18 protein-coding genes are annotated in these 18,205 nt (G+C 40.8%); all 18 read right to left on the reverse strand.

The genetic code is table 11. The features are described from left to right. Positions 1-72 precede the first annotated feature (72 nt). Entirely contained in the window at positions 73-291 is a 219-nt protein-coding gene (locus NST97_RS04655; RefSeq protein ID WP_066246452.1) for a YlzJ-like family protein, read from the reverse strand. Further along, positions 288-1,022 (reverse strand): ClpP family protease, encoded by a 735-nt coding sequence (locus NST97_RS04660; RefSeq protein ID WP_066246454.1) that lies wholly within the window; start codon positions 1,020-1,022, stop codon positions 288-290. Before NST97_RS04660 ends, NST97_RS04655 begins: the two co-directional genes overlap by 4 nt. Before the next feature lie 120 nt (positions 1,023-1,142). Beyond that, the gene (locus tag NST97_RS04665) at positions 1,143-2,798 is read right to left on the reverse strand and encodes a ribonuclease J (RefSeq protein ID WP_341342987.1); all 1,656 of its coding nucleotides are present in this window, start codon (positions 2,796-2,798) and stop codon (positions 1,143-1,145) included. A gap of 187 nt (positions 2,799-2,985) precedes the next feature. Next, positions 2,986-3,861: a 4-hydroxy-tetrahydrodipicolinate synthase gene (gene dapA, locus NST97_RS04670; RefSeq protein ID WP_117016776.1), complete on the reverse strand. Its 876-nt coding sequence runs from the start codon at positions 3,859-3,861 to the stop codon at positions 2,986-2,988. A gap of 22 nt (positions 3,862-3,883) precedes the next feature. Then, positions 3,884-5,098 (reverse strand): aspartate kinase, encoded by a 1,215-nt coding sequence (dapG, locus tag NST97_RS04675; protein WP_341342988.1) that lies wholly within the window; start codon positions 5,096-5,098, stop codon positions 3,884-3,886. A gap of 66 nt (positions 5,099-5,164) precedes the next feature. Continuing rightward, entirely contained in the window at positions 5,165-6,208 is a 1,044-nt protein-coding gene (gene asd / locus NST97_RS04680) for an aspartate-semialdehyde dehydrogenase (protein WP_063386716.1), read from the reverse strand. Between the two features lie 127 nt (positions 6,209-6,335). Continuing rightward, positions 6,336-6,926, reverse strand: coding sequence for a dipicolinate synthase subunit B (locus NST97_RS04685; RefSeq protein WP_063386715.1), 591 nt, complete (start codon positions 6,924-6,926; stop codon positions 6,336-6,338). Further along, a complete protein-coding gene (gene dpaA / locus NST97_RS04690) occupies positions 6,910-7,824 on the reverse strand; it encodes a dipicolinic acid synthetase subunit A (RefSeq protein WP_341342989.1) in 915 nt (304 codons plus the stop codon). Before dpaA ends, NST97_RS04685 begins: the two co-directional genes overlap by 17 nt. 157 nt (positions 7,825-7,981) lie before the next feature. Beyond that, positions 7,982-8,242 carry a YlmC/YmxH family sporulation protein gene (locus NST97_RS04695; RefSeq protein WP_063386713.1) on the reverse strand — a complete coding sequence of 87 codons (261 nt, stop codon included), beginning with the start codon at positions 8,240-8,242 and terminating at the stop codon, positions 7,982-7,984. A gap of 129 nt (positions 8,243-8,371) precedes the next feature. Next, positions 8,372-9,628: a M16 family metallopeptidase gene (locus NST97_RS04700; protein ID WP_066246458.1), complete on the reverse strand. Its 1,257-nt coding sequence runs from the start codon at positions 9,626-9,628 to the stop codon at positions 8,372-8,374. A gap of 23 nt (positions 9,629-9,651) precedes the next feature. After that, positions 9,652-10,608: a polysaccharide deacetylase family protein gene (locus NST97_RS04705; RefSeq protein WP_144597755.1), complete on the reverse strand. Its 957-nt coding sequence runs from the start codon at positions 10,606-10,608 to the stop codon at positions 9,652-9,654. Between the two features lie 102 nt (positions 10,609-10,710). Next, the gene (gene pnp, locus NST97_RS04710; RefSeq protein WP_063386710.1) at positions 10,711-12,822 is read right to left on the reverse strand and encodes a polyribonucleotide nucleotidyltransferase; all 2,112 of its coding nucleotides are present in this window, start codon (positions 12,820-12,822) and stop codon (positions 10,711-10,713) included. Between the two features lie 163 nt (positions 12,823-12,985). Next, positions 12,986-13,255 (reverse strand): 30S ribosomal protein S15, encoded by a 270-nt coding sequence (gene rpsO / locus NST97_RS04715; protein WP_063386709.1) that lies wholly within the window; start codon positions 13,253-13,255, stop codon positions 12,986-12,988. Between the two features lie 128 nt (positions 13,256-13,383). Then, complete coding sequence (ribF, locus tag NST97_RS04720; RefSeq protein WP_341342990.1) at positions 13,384-14,364, reverse strand: bifunctional riboflavin kinase/FAD synthetase; 981 nt, start codon at positions 14,362-14,364, stop codon at positions 13,384-13,386. Between the two features lie 21 nt (positions 14,365-14,385). Further along, the gene (gene truB, locus NST97_RS04725; RefSeq protein ID WP_327847715.1) at positions 14,386-15,303 is read right to left on the reverse strand and encodes a tRNA pseudouridine(55) synthase TruB; all 918 of its coding nucleotides are present in this window, start codon (positions 15,301-15,303) and stop codon (positions 14,386-14,388) included. 71 nt (positions 15,304-15,374) lie between these two features. After that, positions 15,375-15,734 (reverse strand): 30S ribosome-binding factor RbfA, encoded by a 360-nt coding sequence (rbfA, locus tag NST97_RS04730; protein ID WP_063386706.1) that lies wholly within the window; start codon positions 15,732-15,734, stop codon positions 15,375-15,377. A 16-nt stretch (positions 15,735-15,750) separates the two neighbouring features. Further along, on the reverse strand, positions 15,751-16,029 hold the full coding sequence (locus NST97_RS04735; protein ID WP_063386705.1) for a DUF503 domain-containing protein: 279 nt from the start codon (positions 16,027-16,029) through the stop codon (positions 15,751-15,753). Continuing rightward, positions 16,029-18,191, reverse strand: a complete 2,163-nt coding sequence (infB, locus tag NST97_RS04740; protein ID WP_340806149.1) for a translation initiation factor IF-2 — start codon at positions 18,189-18,191, stop codon at positions 16,029-16,031. Before infB ends, NST97_RS04735 begins: the two co-directional genes overlap by 1 nt. Between the last annotated feature and the right edge of the window lie 14 nt (positions 18,192-18,205).

Raw genomic sequence — 18,205 nt, forward strand, 5'->3', positions numbered from 1 at the left:
TTTGTGTCCATATTATATCATACAAACTTGAATTTAGGTATGCTAGCAACGATGTTGTCTTTAAAAGGAATGTTAGCTTCGAAAAAAAGGTACTTTTTGACCGGGGAAAACAGATTCCAATAAATAATGGTTTGGATTGGTTGAAAGCACTCTGACGATTTGGCATTGATTTTCTCCCGTTTCTTCTATTAATAATGAAATGCCGTTCATCTCAATAATGTGCCTTTTTTGAAAAGCTTCTTGATCTGATGGAAAAATGAGCTCTTCAGGAACAGTCGTGTATAAAATCATTGAAGGATGTCCCCTCCTTTTCCATTCTTTCTTTCCAAAATAAGCTCGTTCAATTTTTTCATCGCGCTTCCTACACCGCCTATTTCATCGATCAAGCCGTACTTAACCGCATCTTGACCGATAACATTTGTTCCAATATCCCTTGTTAAATTTCCTTTTGAAAACATCAGCTCTTTAAATTTATCTTCTGTAATATTGGAATGCTTTGTTACAAAACTAATAACCCGCTCCTGCATTTTATCAAGATATTCAAACGTTTGCGGAACACCAATGACCAAACCGGTTAACCTTATCGGGTGAATCGTCATCGTAGCCGTTTCCGCAATAAATGAATAATCGCATGACACAGCGATGGGCACACCGATAGAATGTCCGCCGCCAAGAACGATGGATACAGTCGGTTTCGTAAGCGAAGCAAGCATTTCAGCGATCGCAAGTCCTGCTTCAACATCGCCGCCGACAGTATTTAAAATGACGAGCAGTCCTTCTATTTTCATATTTTGTTCGATCGCCACAATTTGCGGAATGATATGTTCATATTTCGTTGTTTTATTTTGAGCAGGGAGCTGTATATGTCCTTCAATTTGACCGATAATGGTCAAACAATGAATGTTTGTTTCCTGATCCATTTGCGGAATGTTTGTTTGTCCTAACTGCTGAATTTTGTCAACTACATTTTCGCTTCCCTTTTCCACTGGCTGAACAGTCGGTTGATCAGCATTTCCGTTCATCCCAATCATCCTTTCTTCTTACCGTTATGATGTTAGTATGAACGGAATCCATTTTTTCATGCGGCCAGGAAACCGTTTTAAAAATGTGAAAAAAGCAGGCTTCGTCGGCCTGCTTTTTGTCTAAACCTCCATAATAATTGGCAAAATCATCGGGCGGCGCTTCGTTTGCTCATATAAAAATTGATTCAAGACGTCGCGAATGTTTTGTTTCATTGTTGACCAATCCATTGAAACATCTTCCATACAAGACGACAGTGTGTCATGCACCATTTTCGTAGCTTTGGAAATTAAACTTTCAGACTCACGAACATACACAAACCCTCTTGATATAATTTCAGGACCAGCGACAATTTTTTTCATCTCTTTGTTTAACGTAACAACAACAATTAAAATGCCGTCCTGAGATAACAAACGCCGGTCTCTTAGCACGATATTTCCAACATCTCCTACACCAAGCCCGTCAATGAGTACATTTCCAGAAGGTACTTTTGTAACCGTTTTGGCAGATTTAGGGGTGAATTCAACCACATCTCCTTGATCGAGCAAAAAAATGTTTTCTTCGCGTATTCCGATCGATTGCGCAATTTTAGCATGCGCTATTTGCATTTTAAATTCACCATGAACGGGAATAAAGTATTTTGGTTTCATTAAATGTAGCATAAGCTTCAGCTCTTCTTGGCAGCCATGACCAGAAAAAAACGCTTTTTTATCAATCGAAACAACATTGGCTCCTGCTCGAAACAGCAAATCAATCGTTTTCGAATAAATAAGTTCTTGTCCGGGTGTTGGGGTCTGAGCAATTAAAACCGTATCATCGGAAGTTATATGATGTTGCTTGTGAATGCCTTTGGCCATTTTTGAAATTTCCGCAAGCGGATCGAATGAATCGCTTGCACATAGTAGAACAGAGTTTTGTTTTTCAAGCTTTTTTAAATGCGACACCGGAATAAACAAATCATCGTCAGCCTTTAAATACCGTAATTGTCTTGCAAGATCAATAATTTTGGCAAACGATTTCCCTATAATTGCTATTTTTCTTCCAGTCTCAACTGCGGCATTGAAAATTTGCTGAATTCGGTAAATATTCGTCTCTGCTACAGATACAACAACTCTTCCAGGCGAATTATACATAACATCGTTGATCATTTCTCCGGCAAGAGCTTCGGAACCAGAAAAGCCGGGTCTTTCTGCATTGATACTGTCGGAAAGCAAACAAAGAACTCCGCTATTACCGATTTCCGCCATTTTACCAAAATCAAGAAAATGACTTCCGATCGAGGATTGCTCTAATTTAAAATCGCCTGTATGCACGATCGCTCCCATTGACGTATGGAAACAAACTCCCATAGAATCAGGAATATTTGAGAATGTGCGAAAAAAAGAAACCGTCACTTGAGGAAAATGTACAGGCTTGCGCATATTCACTTCGCGAAAATCAGCGGTAACAGAATATTGCTTCATTCTTTCTTTTGTCAAGGCAATTGTCCATTTCGTTCCGTAAACTGGCGCATTGATATGTTTTAAAATGTAGAAAATCGCACCGATCCGATCCAATCTGCCATTTGTTAAGAAGATGGCCCGAACCCTATCTTTACGTTCAAGCAAATATGTAATATCCGGTATCACCACATCAATTCCGAGCATCTCGTTTTCAGGATATTTCAAGCCGGCATCCACAATAAAAATATCCGAGTCGATTTCGACGATGTACAGGTTTTTTCCGACTTCCCCAACCCCTCCTAAAGCAATAAGTTGAATTTTTTCAGCTTTTTTCATAAGTGTTAGTGATCCTCCCTAAATATCCCCGTCCAAAGCACTTAGCAATATTATACCTGATGAAAGAAATGGAATACAAGTTAATTTATATCAGGCACACTTATCCGAAAAATTAAGCCGCTAGACTCAGCTGTTTTGAATGGGGCAGAGTGGAATTTTTAAAATAAAAAAAGGCTAATCACGATGATCAGCCTAATTCATGGATCACAGCGGCTAATGATGTTCGCTCATCTGTTGTTAACGGAACTAACGGCAAGCGCACCGGCCCAACATCCAGACCTTTTATTTGCAGCGCTGCTTTCACTGGAACAGGGTTTGGCGCCTTAAACAGTTCTTTCATTAATGGGAGAAGTCTTCGATGAAGGCTTCCGGCTTTTTTCACATCACCTGACAAAAAGGCTTGAATCATTTCTTGCATTTCATCTCCTACAACATGGGAGGCTACAGATATGACGCCATCACCGCCTATTGATAATGTCGGCAGCGTTAAGCTGTCGTCCCCAGTGTATAAAGCAAAATCATCTGGCGTTTTCTCGATAATTTTGGCCATATTATCAAGATCTCCGCTAGCTTCTTTAATCGCAACGATATTGTCAATTTCCGATAGACGAATAACCGTTTCAGGCGCGATCGAGGACGATGTTCTGCCAGGCACATTGTAAAGCATCACAGGAAGATGCGTGCTTTCTGCTATCGCTTTAAAGTGCTGATAAATCCCTTCCTGATTCGGTTTGTTGTAGTATGGAGTGACAAGCATAATCGCATCGACGCCGGTTTGTTCCGCCTTTTTTGTCAGTTCTATGGAAGCTCTTGTATTGTTTGTACCTGTCCCTGCAATCACTGGAACTCTTTTATTGACAACAGAAACGACATGTTTAAATAAAGCGAGCTTTTCTTCCGTTGTTAAAGTTGGAGATTCACCCGTTGTTCCAGCCACAACAATTGAATCTGTTCCATGATGGATTAAATATTCTACTAATTTTTCTGTTTTTTGAAAATCAATATTCCCGTTATTGTCAAACGGGGTAACCATTGCAGTTGAAATTCTTCCAAACATACCCACTTGTTCCTCACACCTTTATCGATTATTTTCCAAGATCAAACGCTTTATGAAGTGCATTAACTGCTTGAATCATTTCACTTTCCTTCACAAGCACCCAAATTGTTGTATGGCTGTCTGCCGATTGCAAAATTTGTATCCCTTCCTCCGATAAAGCAGCTACGATTTTGGAAGCGATTCCAGGGACTCCTTGAATGCCTGCTCCTACAATTGAGACTTTTGCACAATGCCGCGTGATCATCGGATCATATCCGATCTCTTTCAAAATTCCAACAGCAAGATCCGTTACATCCCCATGAACAGTATATATGACACTCTTAGGGGTAATATTAAAGAAATCGACGCTAATTCCGCTTGTAGCCATCGCTTTAAAAATTTCTTGATGAAAACGGAAATTCCCTTCTTTTGCATCTACTTTAATTTGCGTGACATCGGAAACATGAGCAATTCCAGTAATTAAACGTTCTTTTATGTCCGCACCTAGTTTATCCTGATGGTGAGAAGTGATGATCGTTCCTTTCGATTTAGAATAAGTGGAACGAATGCGAATCGGGATTTTGGCTTGCATAGCGATTTCAACCGCACGCGGATGAATCACCTTTGCTCCTTGATAGGCCAAATTGCAAATTTCCGTATACGTCACAAATGAAAGGGGCTTTGCATCCTTAACAATACGAGGATCCGCTGTCATAACTCCTTCCACATCTGTAAAAATGTCTACATATTCTGCTTTTAAAGCTGCTCCAAGTGCTGTTGCTGAAGTGTCACTGCCGCCGCGCCCAATTGTCGTCACATCTCCATTTGCTTGTGCTCCTTGAAAGCCTGCGACAACAACGACATCATTTGTTTCTAGAAGCCCGAGCAGGCGATCACATTTCAATTCTAATATTTTAGCATTTGTATGTTCATTTGTCGTCAAAAAACCTGCCTGCGCTCCGCTTAAAGCTGCCGCTTTTATTCCTTTTCCTTTTAGCATGCTAGTAAATACGACGGAAGAGATGATTTCTCCGCAGGACAGCAACATATCCTGTTCACGTTTGGAAATGGTGTCTATCCCGCCTTCCACCAGGCTAATCAGCGTATCTGTTGCGTACGGATCTCCTTTTCTCCCCATCGCTGATACGACGACGACCACTTTTTTTTTCTCAGACAAGGCTTCCTTTATATGTTCGTACGCATGTCTTCTGCCTTGTTCATCACGGACAGACGTTCCTCCAAACTTTTGAACAACAATGCTCATGATGTTCACCTCTATAAAATAACTAAACAGAAGAGAGCTGATGGCTTCAACTCTCTTCTTTTCACCTTATACTAATTTCAGTTTAATTAAACTTTCGGCAATTTGTACAGAGTTTAACGCTGCCCCTTTTAATAAATTGTCGGATACAACCCAAAGGTGGAAGCCGTTTGGCCGATCTAAATCTTTGCGAATTCGGCCTACAAATGTATCGTATTTGCCTTCTGCAAAAGCAGGCATTGGATAAATTTGATTTGCCGGATCATCTTCAAGCGTAACGCCAGGCGCATCTCTTAATACATTGCGAATATCATTTACAGTAACATCGTCCCTGTCGATTTCAATGTAGACTGATTCTGAATGCCCGATGACGACCGGCAAGCGGACGCAGGTCGCTGCAACTTCCAGATCCTTCATATGCATAATTTTTTTTGTTTCATTGATCATTTTCATTTCTTCAAATGTAAATCCATTTTCCTGGAACTTATCAATTTGCGGAATTGCATTAAACGCAATTTGATAATGTTTTTCGTCACTTTTAACAGGTAAAATTTCAGGTACAAACGGCTTTCCTTCTAAAATCGCTTTAGACTGTTCTTTCAATTCCTGGATCGCTTGTGCCCCCGCACCTGATACTGCTTGATAAGTGGAAACAATGACTTTTTTCAGCCCGAACGCTTTACGGATCGGCTGCAATGCAACAACCATTTGGATCGTCGAACAATTCGGGTTGGCAATAATACCGTTATGCCATTTTATATCCTCTTCGTTCACTTCCGGTACTACGAGAGGAACGTTTTCATCCATTCTAAATGCGCTCGTATTGTCGATCACGACCGCGCCTCTTTTAGCTGCTTCCGGTGCAAGCTGCTTCGACACGCTTCCTCCAGCGCTGAAAAGAGCGATATCAACCCCTTCAAAGCTTTCCGGTTCCGCTTTTTGTACTGTGATTGGTTTTCCTTTAAATGTAGCTGTCTTTCCTGCAGATCGTTCGGATGATAACAGCGTTAAAGTTTCCACAGGAAAGTTTCTTTTTTCCAATGTTTCGATCATTCGTGTTCCTACTGCTCCAGTTGCTCCGACAACTGCTACATGAAAACCTTTTTGAGCCATTTTCTATCTATCTCCTTCCAAAATGCATCAGAGTCGAATAATCATGTATTCGTATTACGTTTAATTGTATCACAGTAGCCAAAAAAAGTGATGAGCGATTTTTTATGAAAGCGTTTTATTTGTTTGATTATTTTTTATGTTCAATAATAACCGGCTGAAGCTGTCTATGTTCAAGCGCATGTTCAACTGTTTCCACTAACCGATCCATATTCGCCACCATTGAATTCGGTTTTTGGTGGGGTGCATCTTGGCCGAACGGAACAAAGAAAATATTTTTTGCCGCCATTAGCTTCATTAAATTTACGCCATTTAACCCGAGAGCATCGTTTGTAGAAATGGCTAGTACAACGGGGCGATGGTTTCTCATAGTCGCTTTTGCAGCCATCAATACAGGAGAGTCCGTCAAGGCATTCGCCAGTTTGCTCATCGAATTGCCGGTCATCGGCGCAATGACCATGCAATCAAGAGGAATTTTCGGACCTAAAGGCTCGGCATCCACGATCGAATCAATTACTTGATTTCCAGTCGCTTCTTCAATTCTTTTGACCCATTCTTCTCCTTCCCCGAATCTAGTTGTTGTCGTCTTTACGGTCGAGGTGACAATTGGCAAAACGTTTGCTCCTTTTTCAACGAGCTTTTGAATTTGCGGAAATACCGCATCATAAGTACAATGAGAGCCTGTTAAACCAAATCCGATCCGTTTACCTTTCACTTCCATTATCCATACTCCTTTCAAGCTGATGCTGTTCAGTTAAAAGGATTGTCAACGCATTCGCCAAAATCTGGCCCGCTGTCTTCGGTGCGACAATTCCTGGAAGACCAGGTGCTAAAATGGCTTTCATACCTCTTTTTTCAGCATAGTGGAAATCGGTTCCCCCCGGCTTTGATGCTAAATCGATAATAAGAGCGTGGACAGGCATAGCTGCCAAAACATCAGAAGACAACACCAACGCTGGAACTGTATTAATGCAAATATCGATCGACGACAATTCGTCCTTCAGTTCACTCAAATGAAACGGCTTCATTCCCATTTCCGTGATCCTGGCCAAATCTTTCTGTTTGCGAGCGCCTACCTTCACATTAGCTCCTAATGCTGCAAAAGTGCGGGCAACACTCATTCCTGTCCGTCCAAATCCGATAACGGCAATGTTGGAACCATGAATGGTAAAATCAGTATGTTGAATAACGAGCATTATGGTCCCTTCTACTGTCGGAATGGAATTATATATCGCTACATCATCACGGTCCAGTATCGGTACAAGCTTTCGTTTTTCTTTTTCCATTAACTCTTCTAAATATTTTGTGCGTATCCCAGAATAAAAGATGCAATGCTTAGGAGTGGAGGCCACCATTTCTCTTGTCAGTACGATTTCTTCAGCGGAAAAAACTGCTTCGACCTGTCCTTCGCTTCCGGTTCCTGAAACAGGCAATATTACTGCATCCATTCCTTCCAGACTAATATTATGGCTGTTTATTTTTACTGATCCTGTATACCCATGTTCAAGCTGATCAAATCCGATTAAAAATAGATTGGCATCGTGCTCTGATAGCCTTCGGATCACCTCTAGCTGCCGGGAGTCACCGCCAATTACAGCAACGTTTAAGCCAGTTAACATCCTTTTTTTCACCTTCTTTATGGCAATTCAGTTCAGTTTCGAAAACCATAATTAGCTCCCTGTTTTAAGCATATTATGTAGGCGGCAGCCGATAGGTGAATCGCATCGAAAAATTGCCAAAAAAATAAAGCCGGCTTCTTTAGCCGGCGGATCTTCATTAGTCATCAATTTTATTTAAGGAATTTTCCGGTACGTCAATAATGATCATATCTTGACCAATTTTTTTGATATGCTCCCACGGTACTCGAATATCATGTCCTTGTTTCCTTAAACCGAACCACTTTAAAGAAGGAATAATAAGCGCCGTAATTTGTCCAGTTTCCGCATTGATTTCAAAGTCTGTTTGACCGAGCACGCCTAGACGTTCCGCTCGTTTTACATCGACGATTTCTTTTCCGCTTAACTCGGATAAACGCATAGTATTGGCTCCCCTCTTTCATTATAAATATACGAACATATTCACAGGCAGAGATTGATTCGAAACTGATGAACATAGCTTTCCATACATGTATACGTTTTTGGCAAATAAAAAATGCCCGCCAATCCATCATAGCAGGCATTTTAATTCTGGAATTGCAGAAGAAAGATTCTCTTCCGGACTAATTAAAGATACAGCATATTCATCTGTAAAAATATGTTGAATAAGTTCATTGACGCTCATGATATCAACACGGTTAACCGTTTCGATAATTTCATCCAAAGATCGATGTTTGCCTAAGAGCAGCTCATTTTTGCCGTTTCTGCTCATTCTTGCATTTGTACTTTCAAGACTAAGCATTAAATTCCCTTTAATTTGTTCTTTTGAATGCATTAATTCTTTTTCAGTAATACCGCTTTTTTTCAATTTTTCAATTGTTTGAAAAATCGTTTCAAATAAAATATTCAGCTGGTTTCTTCCAGTCCCACCGTAAATTGTGAGCACTCCGCTGTCTTCATATGAAGTGTGGTAAGAGAAAATAGAATAAGCAAGCCCTTTTTCTTCCCTCACCTCTTGGAATAAGCGGCTTGACATGCTCCCGCCCAAAATATTGTTTAACACAATTAAGCTGTAAATGTCGTCATGACCGACTCTCAACCCTTTAAACCCAATGCAGAGATGCGCTTGCTCCGTCTCTTTTTTCTTGGCGATTTTTTGGTCCAAAAAAACCGGTTCCTTATATTTTTCTTTTTTATGAGACGACTTAAAATTGCCGAACCATTTCTCAACCTCTTGAATAAAGCTTTCTTGAACGTTTCCAGCTACTGAAATGACGATATTGTCAGGAGTATAGTATTTTTCCATATAGCTTTTCAACGCATCGCCGGTAAAACTAGATAAAGTTTTTTCTGTGCCTAAAATCGGATAGCCAAGCGGATGATCGCCAAATGCAGCCTGGCTTAACAAATCGTGCACAATATCGTCTGGAGTATCTTCATACATTTTGATTTCTTCTAGAACAACATTTCGTTCTTTGTTTAATTCTTCTTCTTCAAATACTGAGTTGAAAAACATATCAGCCAGCACTTCAAGTGCATAATTTGCATGCTCATCGAGCACTTTTGCATAATAGCAGGTGTATTCTTTTGAGGTGAAGGCATTCACCTGACCGCCAATTTTGTCAAAAGCTTCTGCAATTTCTCTAGCTGTTCTTTTTTCTGTTCCTTTAAAAAACATATGCTCTAAAAAATGAGAAATGCCGTTTGTTTCTTTCGTCTCGTTTCTAGAACCTGTGCCAATCCAAACTCCGATAGCAACGGAGCGAACAGTCGGAATGGATTCTAAAATGATTCTAACACCATTTTGGCATGTATATTTCTTGATCAAATTGTAACCCCCTGTTCTTCCAATCAGTCAAGACGTTTTTCATCCAGCAGACTAGAAAGTGAACCGATGGAAAGATTTTTTTCTTTAATCTTTTTAATTAATGAATCTAGACTCTCTGCGGTCGATGACGTCGGATGCATTAAGATCATGGCGCCGTTATGAATTTTTGACATCACTCGATTGATTAACGTTTCAGGCCGCGGCTTTTGCCAATCAATCGTGTCAACAGACCACATGATTGTTTCCATGTTCATATCTGCCGCTATATCTACAACCTCCTTGCGAAAGCTGCCGCTTGGAGGCGCAAACCATTTCACGTTTTTTCCTGTCGTCGCTTTGATGATTTTGTTCGTCTCTTCCATCTCTTGTCTAATTCTTGCAGACGGCAGGCGGGCCATATCTGGATGCGAGTATGAATGATTTCCAATTTCATGGCCGCTTTCTACAATCATTTTAGCCAGTTCAGGATTTTCTTTTACCCATCTTCCTTCTAAAAAAAACGTCGCTTTGACATGGTGCTTTTTTAGCACGGCCAACATTTTAGGAAGATACTCATTTCCCCATGCAACATTTATTAAAAAGGATACCATTGGCTTATCCGGATGTCCACGGTAGATCGCTTCGTTCGGCAAATCGCTTAAATGAACAGAAGGTGGAATTTGCTTGAATACAAGAAGCTTCGGATCAAAAGAACCCTTTTTCTTCATTCTCTTATACGATGCGTCAATGTCGACTGATCGCCCATTATAACCGGGCGTTTTTTTCCAAACTCTATGTATTTCAGCATTTTCCGGAGGAATTTCATACTCTTTTGCTTTGGCAACGATTTCTTGATACAACGAATTTTCGCCAGATACAGCCAATTCATGCTTTGCTTTTAATTGCTGAAGAAAGATCAATGTATAACGATTATCCAATATGACATAAGAAAAAAGTATGATCAATATAAAAATGGCTATTTTCCCTTTTTTTCGCTTCATCGCAACATCCCCTTTTTCACTTATAAAACTATGAAAAAAGGGGACAAGATAGAACTGCCAACCGCAAAAATGGAAAAGAAGCCGGGTTTTCCCTGGCTCCGGTCAAGACTTTTGCTGCTCTTTTTGGTCCCTTAAAACGGCCTTTCTTGATAAATTGACACGACCTTGTTTATCGATTTCCATCACTTTGACTAAAATTTCATCACCGACTGACACAACATCCTCCACTTTTCCTACCCGCTCTTCTGCAAGCTCAGAAATGTGGACAAGACCATCTTTTCCGTTAAACAGTTCCACGAATGCGCCGAATTTCTCGATCCGTTTAACTTTTCCTAAATACATTTGTCCGACTTCAATTTCTCTTACAATATCTTCAATAATTTTCTTCGCTTTTTTATTCATTCCTTCGTCTACGGAAGAAATGTAGATTGTGCCATCTTGTTCAATATCGATTTTTACTCCTGTTTCTTCAATGATTTTGTTAATTTGTTTTCCGCTAGGTCCAATCACGTCACGAATTTTATCCGGATTGATGACCATGGTTAAAATTTTTGGAGCATATGGCGATAATTGTTTTCTCGGTTCAGAGATTGTCGCCAGCATCGATTTCAAAATTTCAAGGCGGCCTTTGCGAGCTTGTTTTAACGCTTCTTCTAAAATTTCACGGGACAAGCCTTTAATTTTAATGTCCATTTGCAGCGCGGTGACGCCTTTTTCTGTACCAGCGACTTTAAAGTCCATATCACCAAGCGCATCTTCCATGCCTTGAATATCTGTTAAAACCGTATAGTTGTCACCAGATTTTACAAGTCCCATTGCAATTCCAGCAACAGGCGACTTAATCGGCACGCCGGCATCCATCATCGCTAAGGTGCTTGCACAAATGCTCGCTTGTGAAGTTGAACCATTTGATTCAAGCACTTCTGAAACGAGACGAATTGTGTACGGAAAATCGCGCTCGGAAGGTATGACTGGCTCAAGCGCTCTTTCTCCCAACGCTCCATGACCAATTTCCCGTCTGCCAGGCCCCCTCATCGGACCGGTTTCCCCGACACTAAATGGCGGGAAGTTGTAGTGATGCATGAACCGCTTTGATTCTTCCACGCCGAGTCCGTCAAGTATTTGTACGTCTCCTAAAGCTCCGAGCGTACAAATAGACAGGGCTTGTGTTTGGCCGCGGGTGAAAAGACCTGAACCGTGCGTGCGCGGCAAAATTCCGACGGAAGACGATAATGGACGGATTTCGTCAATTTTTCGTCCGTCAGGTCTCACTTTTTCTTCTGTAATGAGACGGCGCACTTCCTCTTTCACGAGCTTGTGCAAAATTTCTTTTACTTGCTTAATCGTTTCTTCATCTGCTTCTTCTTCCTCAAATATTGCGACAGTCTTCTCTTTCACTTCATTAATAGCATCTTCGCGGGCGTGTTTTTCAGGCACTTGGATGGCTTGCAATAAGTCGGCAAGAGCCATTTCACGAACTCTTTTTTCAAGCTCCTCATCGATTTTATATAATTCGACTTCCATTTTTTCTTTTCCGATTTTTTCTACAATCTCTTCTTGGAATGCAATCAAACGTTTGATTTCTTCATGGCCAAACATGATTGCTTCTAAAATCGTTTCTTCAGGCACTTCATTGGCTCCTGCTTCCACCATGTTGATGGCATCTTTCGTGCCGGCTACGATTAAATGGATATCGCTTTTCTCAAGCTGTTCGACAGTTGGATTAATGATAAACTGGTCATCAAGGCGGCCGACCGTGACACCGGCAATCGGACCTTCAAACGGAATGTCCGATATTGACAGCGCGAGCGAAGATCCAAACATAGCCGCCATTTCGGAAGAACAATCTTGGTCGACGCTCATCACCATGCTGACTACTTGAACCTCATTGCGAAACCCTTCTGGAAACAGCGGGCGAATCGGTCTATCGATTAAACGGCTCGCTAAAATAGCTTTTTCACTCGGTCTACCCTCTCGTTTAATAAACCCTCCCGGGATTTTACCGACAGCATAAAGCCTTTCTTCATAATTGACCGTTAGGGGAAAGAAATCTACTCCTTTTGCTTCCTTCGAAGCGGTTGCCGTACATAAAACGACCGTATCTCCATAGCGGACTAAAACGGCGCCGTTCGCTTGCTTCGCCAGCTGGCCGATTTCAACAGTCAGCTTACGTCCGGACCAATCTATGGAAAAAACATGTTTCTCTTGATCCATACTTGTTTTGAACCCCTCTTTCATTGACAAAGTCTATCTTCGCACATAAGATTGTACAAAAATGTTATTTTTAAACTTTTCAATCTATATCGTTTTTATGTAATCTGTCATAAACTTTTTTGAATACAGTAAAAAAGCGGGAAATCTCCCGCTTCCATACAACTTAACGACGCAAACCGAGTTTATTGATGAGTTGACGGTACCGTGCAACATCTTTATTGCGCAAATACGTCAACAAATTACGGCGTTTCCCAACCATTTTCAAAAGACCTCTGCGTGAATGGTGGTCTTTTTTGTGAACGCGCAAATGCTCATTTAAAATGTTGATTTTTTCAGTTAGGATAGCAATTTGCACTTCAGGAGAACCAGTATCTGATTCATGTGTTTTAAATTGCTCAATCACTTCATTTTTCCGTTCTTGCGTTAAAGCCATCCTTGTCCACCTCCTAAATATAATCCCCGGCTACCTAGCAAGCGTCGGTGACTCGCGTTGCCACGCAGCGGTTAAAAGTTACAAGAATAAGAATACTATTTTTCCCAAGAAAAAGCAAGGAGGTTCCATTAAAAATTTTTTTCAGCCGTGATTTTATCCGATTCTGTCAGCCGCTGAAAAAAATCTTTAGCTTCCTTGATATCCCGTTTGATTTGGGCAATTAATTCTTCCACACCAGAAAACTTTTGTTCACTTCGTATTCGTTTGAACCATTTTACGGTCACATCTATATCATAAATTTCTTCATGAAAATCAAAAATATGAACTTCTATGCTCGGCTTGTCCGGTCTTTTTTCATGAAATGTCGGCTTATAACCGATATTGCATATGCCCGCATATTCCTTCCCATTCATGCTGATTTTGACCGCATATACCCCTGTCGGAGGAGTAATGTAGGATTCGCTTAGTTCAATATTTGCGGTTGGAAAGCCGATTGTCCGCCCTCGCTTTTCTCCATGGATTACCTTTCCGGATACTTGATGAGGCCGCCCTAGAAGAGAGCATGCATAAGAAACATCACCATTTTTAATAGCGTTTCGAACGAGGGAAGAGCTGATTTTTCTTTCACCGTCTGTCAGCTTTTCAACCGTCGTATGCGTAAAGGCTCCTCTTGAATAGAAAGGCAAAGTTTCCATTGTCCCTTTTCCAAACCGGCCGAATGTAAAATCAAAACCGGCCACAACGTGAATGGCATTTAATCCGATAATATATTGATCGACAAATTGTTGAGGCTGAAGCGAGCTAAAGCTTTCTGTAAATTCGACTAAATACAATCGATCAATTCCAAGATCTTCAATAAACTTCAGTTTCTCTTGTAAAGGAGTAATATATTCTATTTGTTGAATATTTTTTTTTAAGACGATGGATGGGTGCGGATCAAATGTCATCACCGCACATTCAACATTTAATTCTTCAGCCTTCTGTTTAGCTGTTTGAATGACTTTTTGATGCCCTTTATGGACTCCATCAAAAAATCCGAGCGCCATTACCGATTTCGGCACATTTTGTTTTGCCAAATGGTGTGGATGTGTTATTTTTAACATTTTCACCGAAAGTTCCCCTTTTCTTACCTATTCATTCGTTTTTAACACCTTGACGGGTTTAAGCACATTGTTTTTTTCTGAATGCTTTTTATATATGGCAATAATTTCTCGATTATTCCATATTGCTACAACATCATTTTGTCCAATATGCTGGAAATCCTCGTTCATTTCCAACATCGCTCCGTTTTTTACTTTCTTTGCTAATGTATCATTTATTTTAATTTTCGGCAATTGATTTAATGCTTCCTCTATGGTAAGAAAACCGTTTGGCAAATCTCCCGTTTTTAAACATTGCTCGACCGCTGAAAACGTGACGCAGTCATGTAAATGAAAACGGCCGGATCTTATTCGCACCAATTCAGACATGTGAGCAGGATACCCTAATTTTTCTCCGATCATGACCGCGAGAGTTCGAATATATGTCCCTTTTGAGCAAGAGACTTGAATGGAAAAGGAAGCCGTTTTGTCATGTTGTTTTATATCGCTTAAAAGGTGTATGGCATGAATGACAACCCTTCTTTTCGGCCTTTCGACTACTTTCCCTTCACGCGCGTATTCGTATAATTTTTTTCCATTCACTTTTACAGCAGAATACATTGGCGGAATTTGTTCAATTTCTCCGCGAAAGCTTTCCAGCACTCGTTCAATTTCCTCTTTTGATGGCGGGAGCTTTACTTCTTTTTCAGCAATAATGCTTCCAGAAGCATCCTCTGTTTCAGTGGCAGCTCCTAATGTTACTTCAGCAATGTATTCCTTATTCTCAGCCATTAAATATGACGAAATTTTTGTTGCCTTGCCGATGCAAATAGGGAGCACGCCTGAGACATCCGGATCTAATGTACCAGTATGCCCCGCTTTTTTCGTTCGAAACAATTTGCGCACTTTTTGGACACAATCATTTGAAGTCATTCCTCTAGGTTTATGTAAGAGAAGAACGCCGTCCACAGTCACACCTTCCTTTTGCCAGCTGCAATCATGAAAAAAGAACCCGTTACACAATTGTGAAACGGGATGCCTCAGCTTTCATGATCTCTTTCTTCTTTTTTCAATTCATGGATTAATGATTCGATTCGATTGCCATAATCAATTGTCTCGTCAAATTCAAAATGAATTTCCGGAGTTTTCCGCAGCCGAATCCGCGACCCGATTTCAGAGCGGATAAATCCTTTGGCTTTCGCCAGCGCCTTCATCGTGTTTTCCTTCTGTTCCTCATTTCCCAATACAGAAATATATACTTTAGCGATTTGCAAATCCCCTGTTAAGCGAACGTCCGTTACAGTTACAAATCCAATTCTCGGGTCTTTAATTTTTCTGCCAATAATATCGCTTAGCTCTTTTTTCATCTGTTCAGCTACTCTGTTTGCTCTTAGGCTCATTTCATCACCTCATTTGCTAAAACCAGTCAAATGTTGTAATGGTTCGTTCAATTTCAGGAAAAGAATCGATCAACTTCAATGCCTGGTTCAGTTCTTTTTCCGCGATGGCGCGGCTCGATGCAAGGCAGGCAATGCCGATTTCGGTCCGCTGCCATGCATCCTGAAAGCCGATTTCTGCAACACTGACATTAAATTTATTTTGCAGTCTTTTTATAATTCGCTGCACTACTGCACGTTTTTCTTTTAAAGAAGAAGCTTCAAAAATCATGCATTCACATGATACCATCCCGAGCATTATTTTTTAACTTCCTCCATGATGAACGCTTCAATCGTGTCGCCTTCTTTAATATCGTTAAAGTTTTTAATCGTAAGTCCGCACTCATATCCTTGAGCAACTTCTTTTACATCATCTTTAAAACGTTTTAAAGTGTCAATTTCTCCTTCAAAAATCACGACTCCGTCCCGAATTAAGCGAACGCCGCTGTCGCGTGTAACAGAACCATCTGTGACGTAGCAGCCGGCAATTGTACCGATTTTAGAAACTTTGAATGTTTGCCGCACTTCAAGGGTACCGATCACTTTTTCTTCGTATTCAGGATCAAGCATACCTTTCATAGCCGCTTCGATTTCTTCGATCACTTTATAAATGATGCGGTGAAGGCGAATGTCGACGTTTTCCGCTTCCGCTGTTCTCTTCGCATTCACATCCGGGCGAACATTAAAGCCGATCACAATAGCGTTGGAAGCAGAGGCAAGCATGATGTCATATTCCGTAATGGCACCGACACCGGTGTGAATAATTTTTACTTTTACTCCTTCAACATCGATTTTTTGAAGAGCTGATGAAAGAGCTTCAACGGAACCTTGCACATCTGCTTTGACGATTAAATTAATTTCTTTCATGTCATTTTGCTTAATTTGTTCAAATAAATCATCAAGGCTTAGCTTTGTCTTTTCGCTGCGCTGCTCTTCCAGCTGTTTTTTCGCACGGGCTTCACCGATTTGACGCGCTTTTTTCTCATCTTCAAATACCATAAATCTGTCGCCGGCTAATGGAACTTCATGAAGACCGGTGATTTCAACCGGAGTGGACGGTAAAGCTTCTTTTACACGTTTTCCGACATCATTCACCATCGCACGCACCCGTCCATATGTGTTTCCGACAACAATTGGATCACCGACACGAAGCGTTCCGTTTTGAACAAGCAATGTTGCAACTGAACCTCTGCCTTTATCAAGCTTTGCTTCAACAACCGTACCGGTTGCAAGACGATTCGGATTCGCTTTTAACTCTTCCATTTCCGCAACGAGCAAGATCATTTCCAATAGTTCAGGAATTCCGTCACCTTTTAATGCCGAAATTGGCACAAATATCGTGTCGCCGCCCCAATCTTCCGGTACAAGGCCATGTTCCGTTAATTCCTGCATCACACGGTCAGGATTTGCCGTCGGCTTATCCATTTTGTTGACCGCTACAATAATCGGCACATTCGCAGCTTTTGCATGGTTAATTGCCTCAACTGTCTGCGGCATAACACCATCATCTGCAGCAACGACTAAAACAGTAATATCTGTTAATTGAGCACCGCGGGCTCTCATTGTTGTAAACGCTGCATGGCCAGGTGTATCTAAAAATGTGATCTTTTTCCCTTCCACTTCAACCTGGTAAGCGCCGATATGCTGCGTAATGCCTCCAGCTTCGCCTTCAGCCACTTTTGTTTTTCGAATGGAATCTAAAAGAGTCGTTTTCCCATGGTCAACATGCCCCATAATTGTCACAACAGGAGGACGGCTGACAAGATCTTCTTCCTTGTCTTCGATTTCATACTTTTCAAATTCCGTTTCATCGAAAACAATTTCTTCTTCCACTTCAACGCCGTATTCAGAAGCGATCAGTTCGATAATGTCCTTCTCCAGCTCTTGGTTGATTGTTGCCATGACGCCGAGCATCATGAGCTTCTTAATGATCTCTGACGGTTCTTTATGGAGTTTGTTGGCAAGCTCAGCGACTGTTAAAGAGCCTTGATACGTAATTTTGGACGGCAATTCTTTTTTGCTTGGAGCTTCATTTTGAACCGCTTTTTTGTTTTTCTTTCCATTTTTTTTGTTTTTATGTTTCGTTTGTTGAATCGGAACGTTTTGTTTGCGTTCCTCGCGTTTTGGAGAAGGTTTTTTGCCTGATTTTTTCTTGTTCAATACGATATCCTCATCGTCATCAAATGGAATGTCATCATATGCTGCATGCTTTTCTTCCTTTTGTTTTGGTTGATGATCTTTTTGAACGTTTTTCTTAGGTTGTTCCTTTTGATATCGTCCATTGAGTTTTTCAATTGTATTGCTGTCGATCATTGACATGTGGTTTGCAACATTTATATTCATTTCTTTTAATGTATGGATTACTTCTTTGCTCGTTATATTTTGTTGTTTTGCATATTCATATACTCGCATTTTACCCATACGTTCACCCCCAA

Origin of the sequence: Aeribacillus sp. FSL K6-1305 (assembly GCF_038050115.1) — a bacterium.
GTDB classification, from domain to species: domain Bacteria; phylum Bacillota; class Bacilli; order Bacillales; family Aeribacillaceae; genus Aeribacillus; species Aeribacillus composti.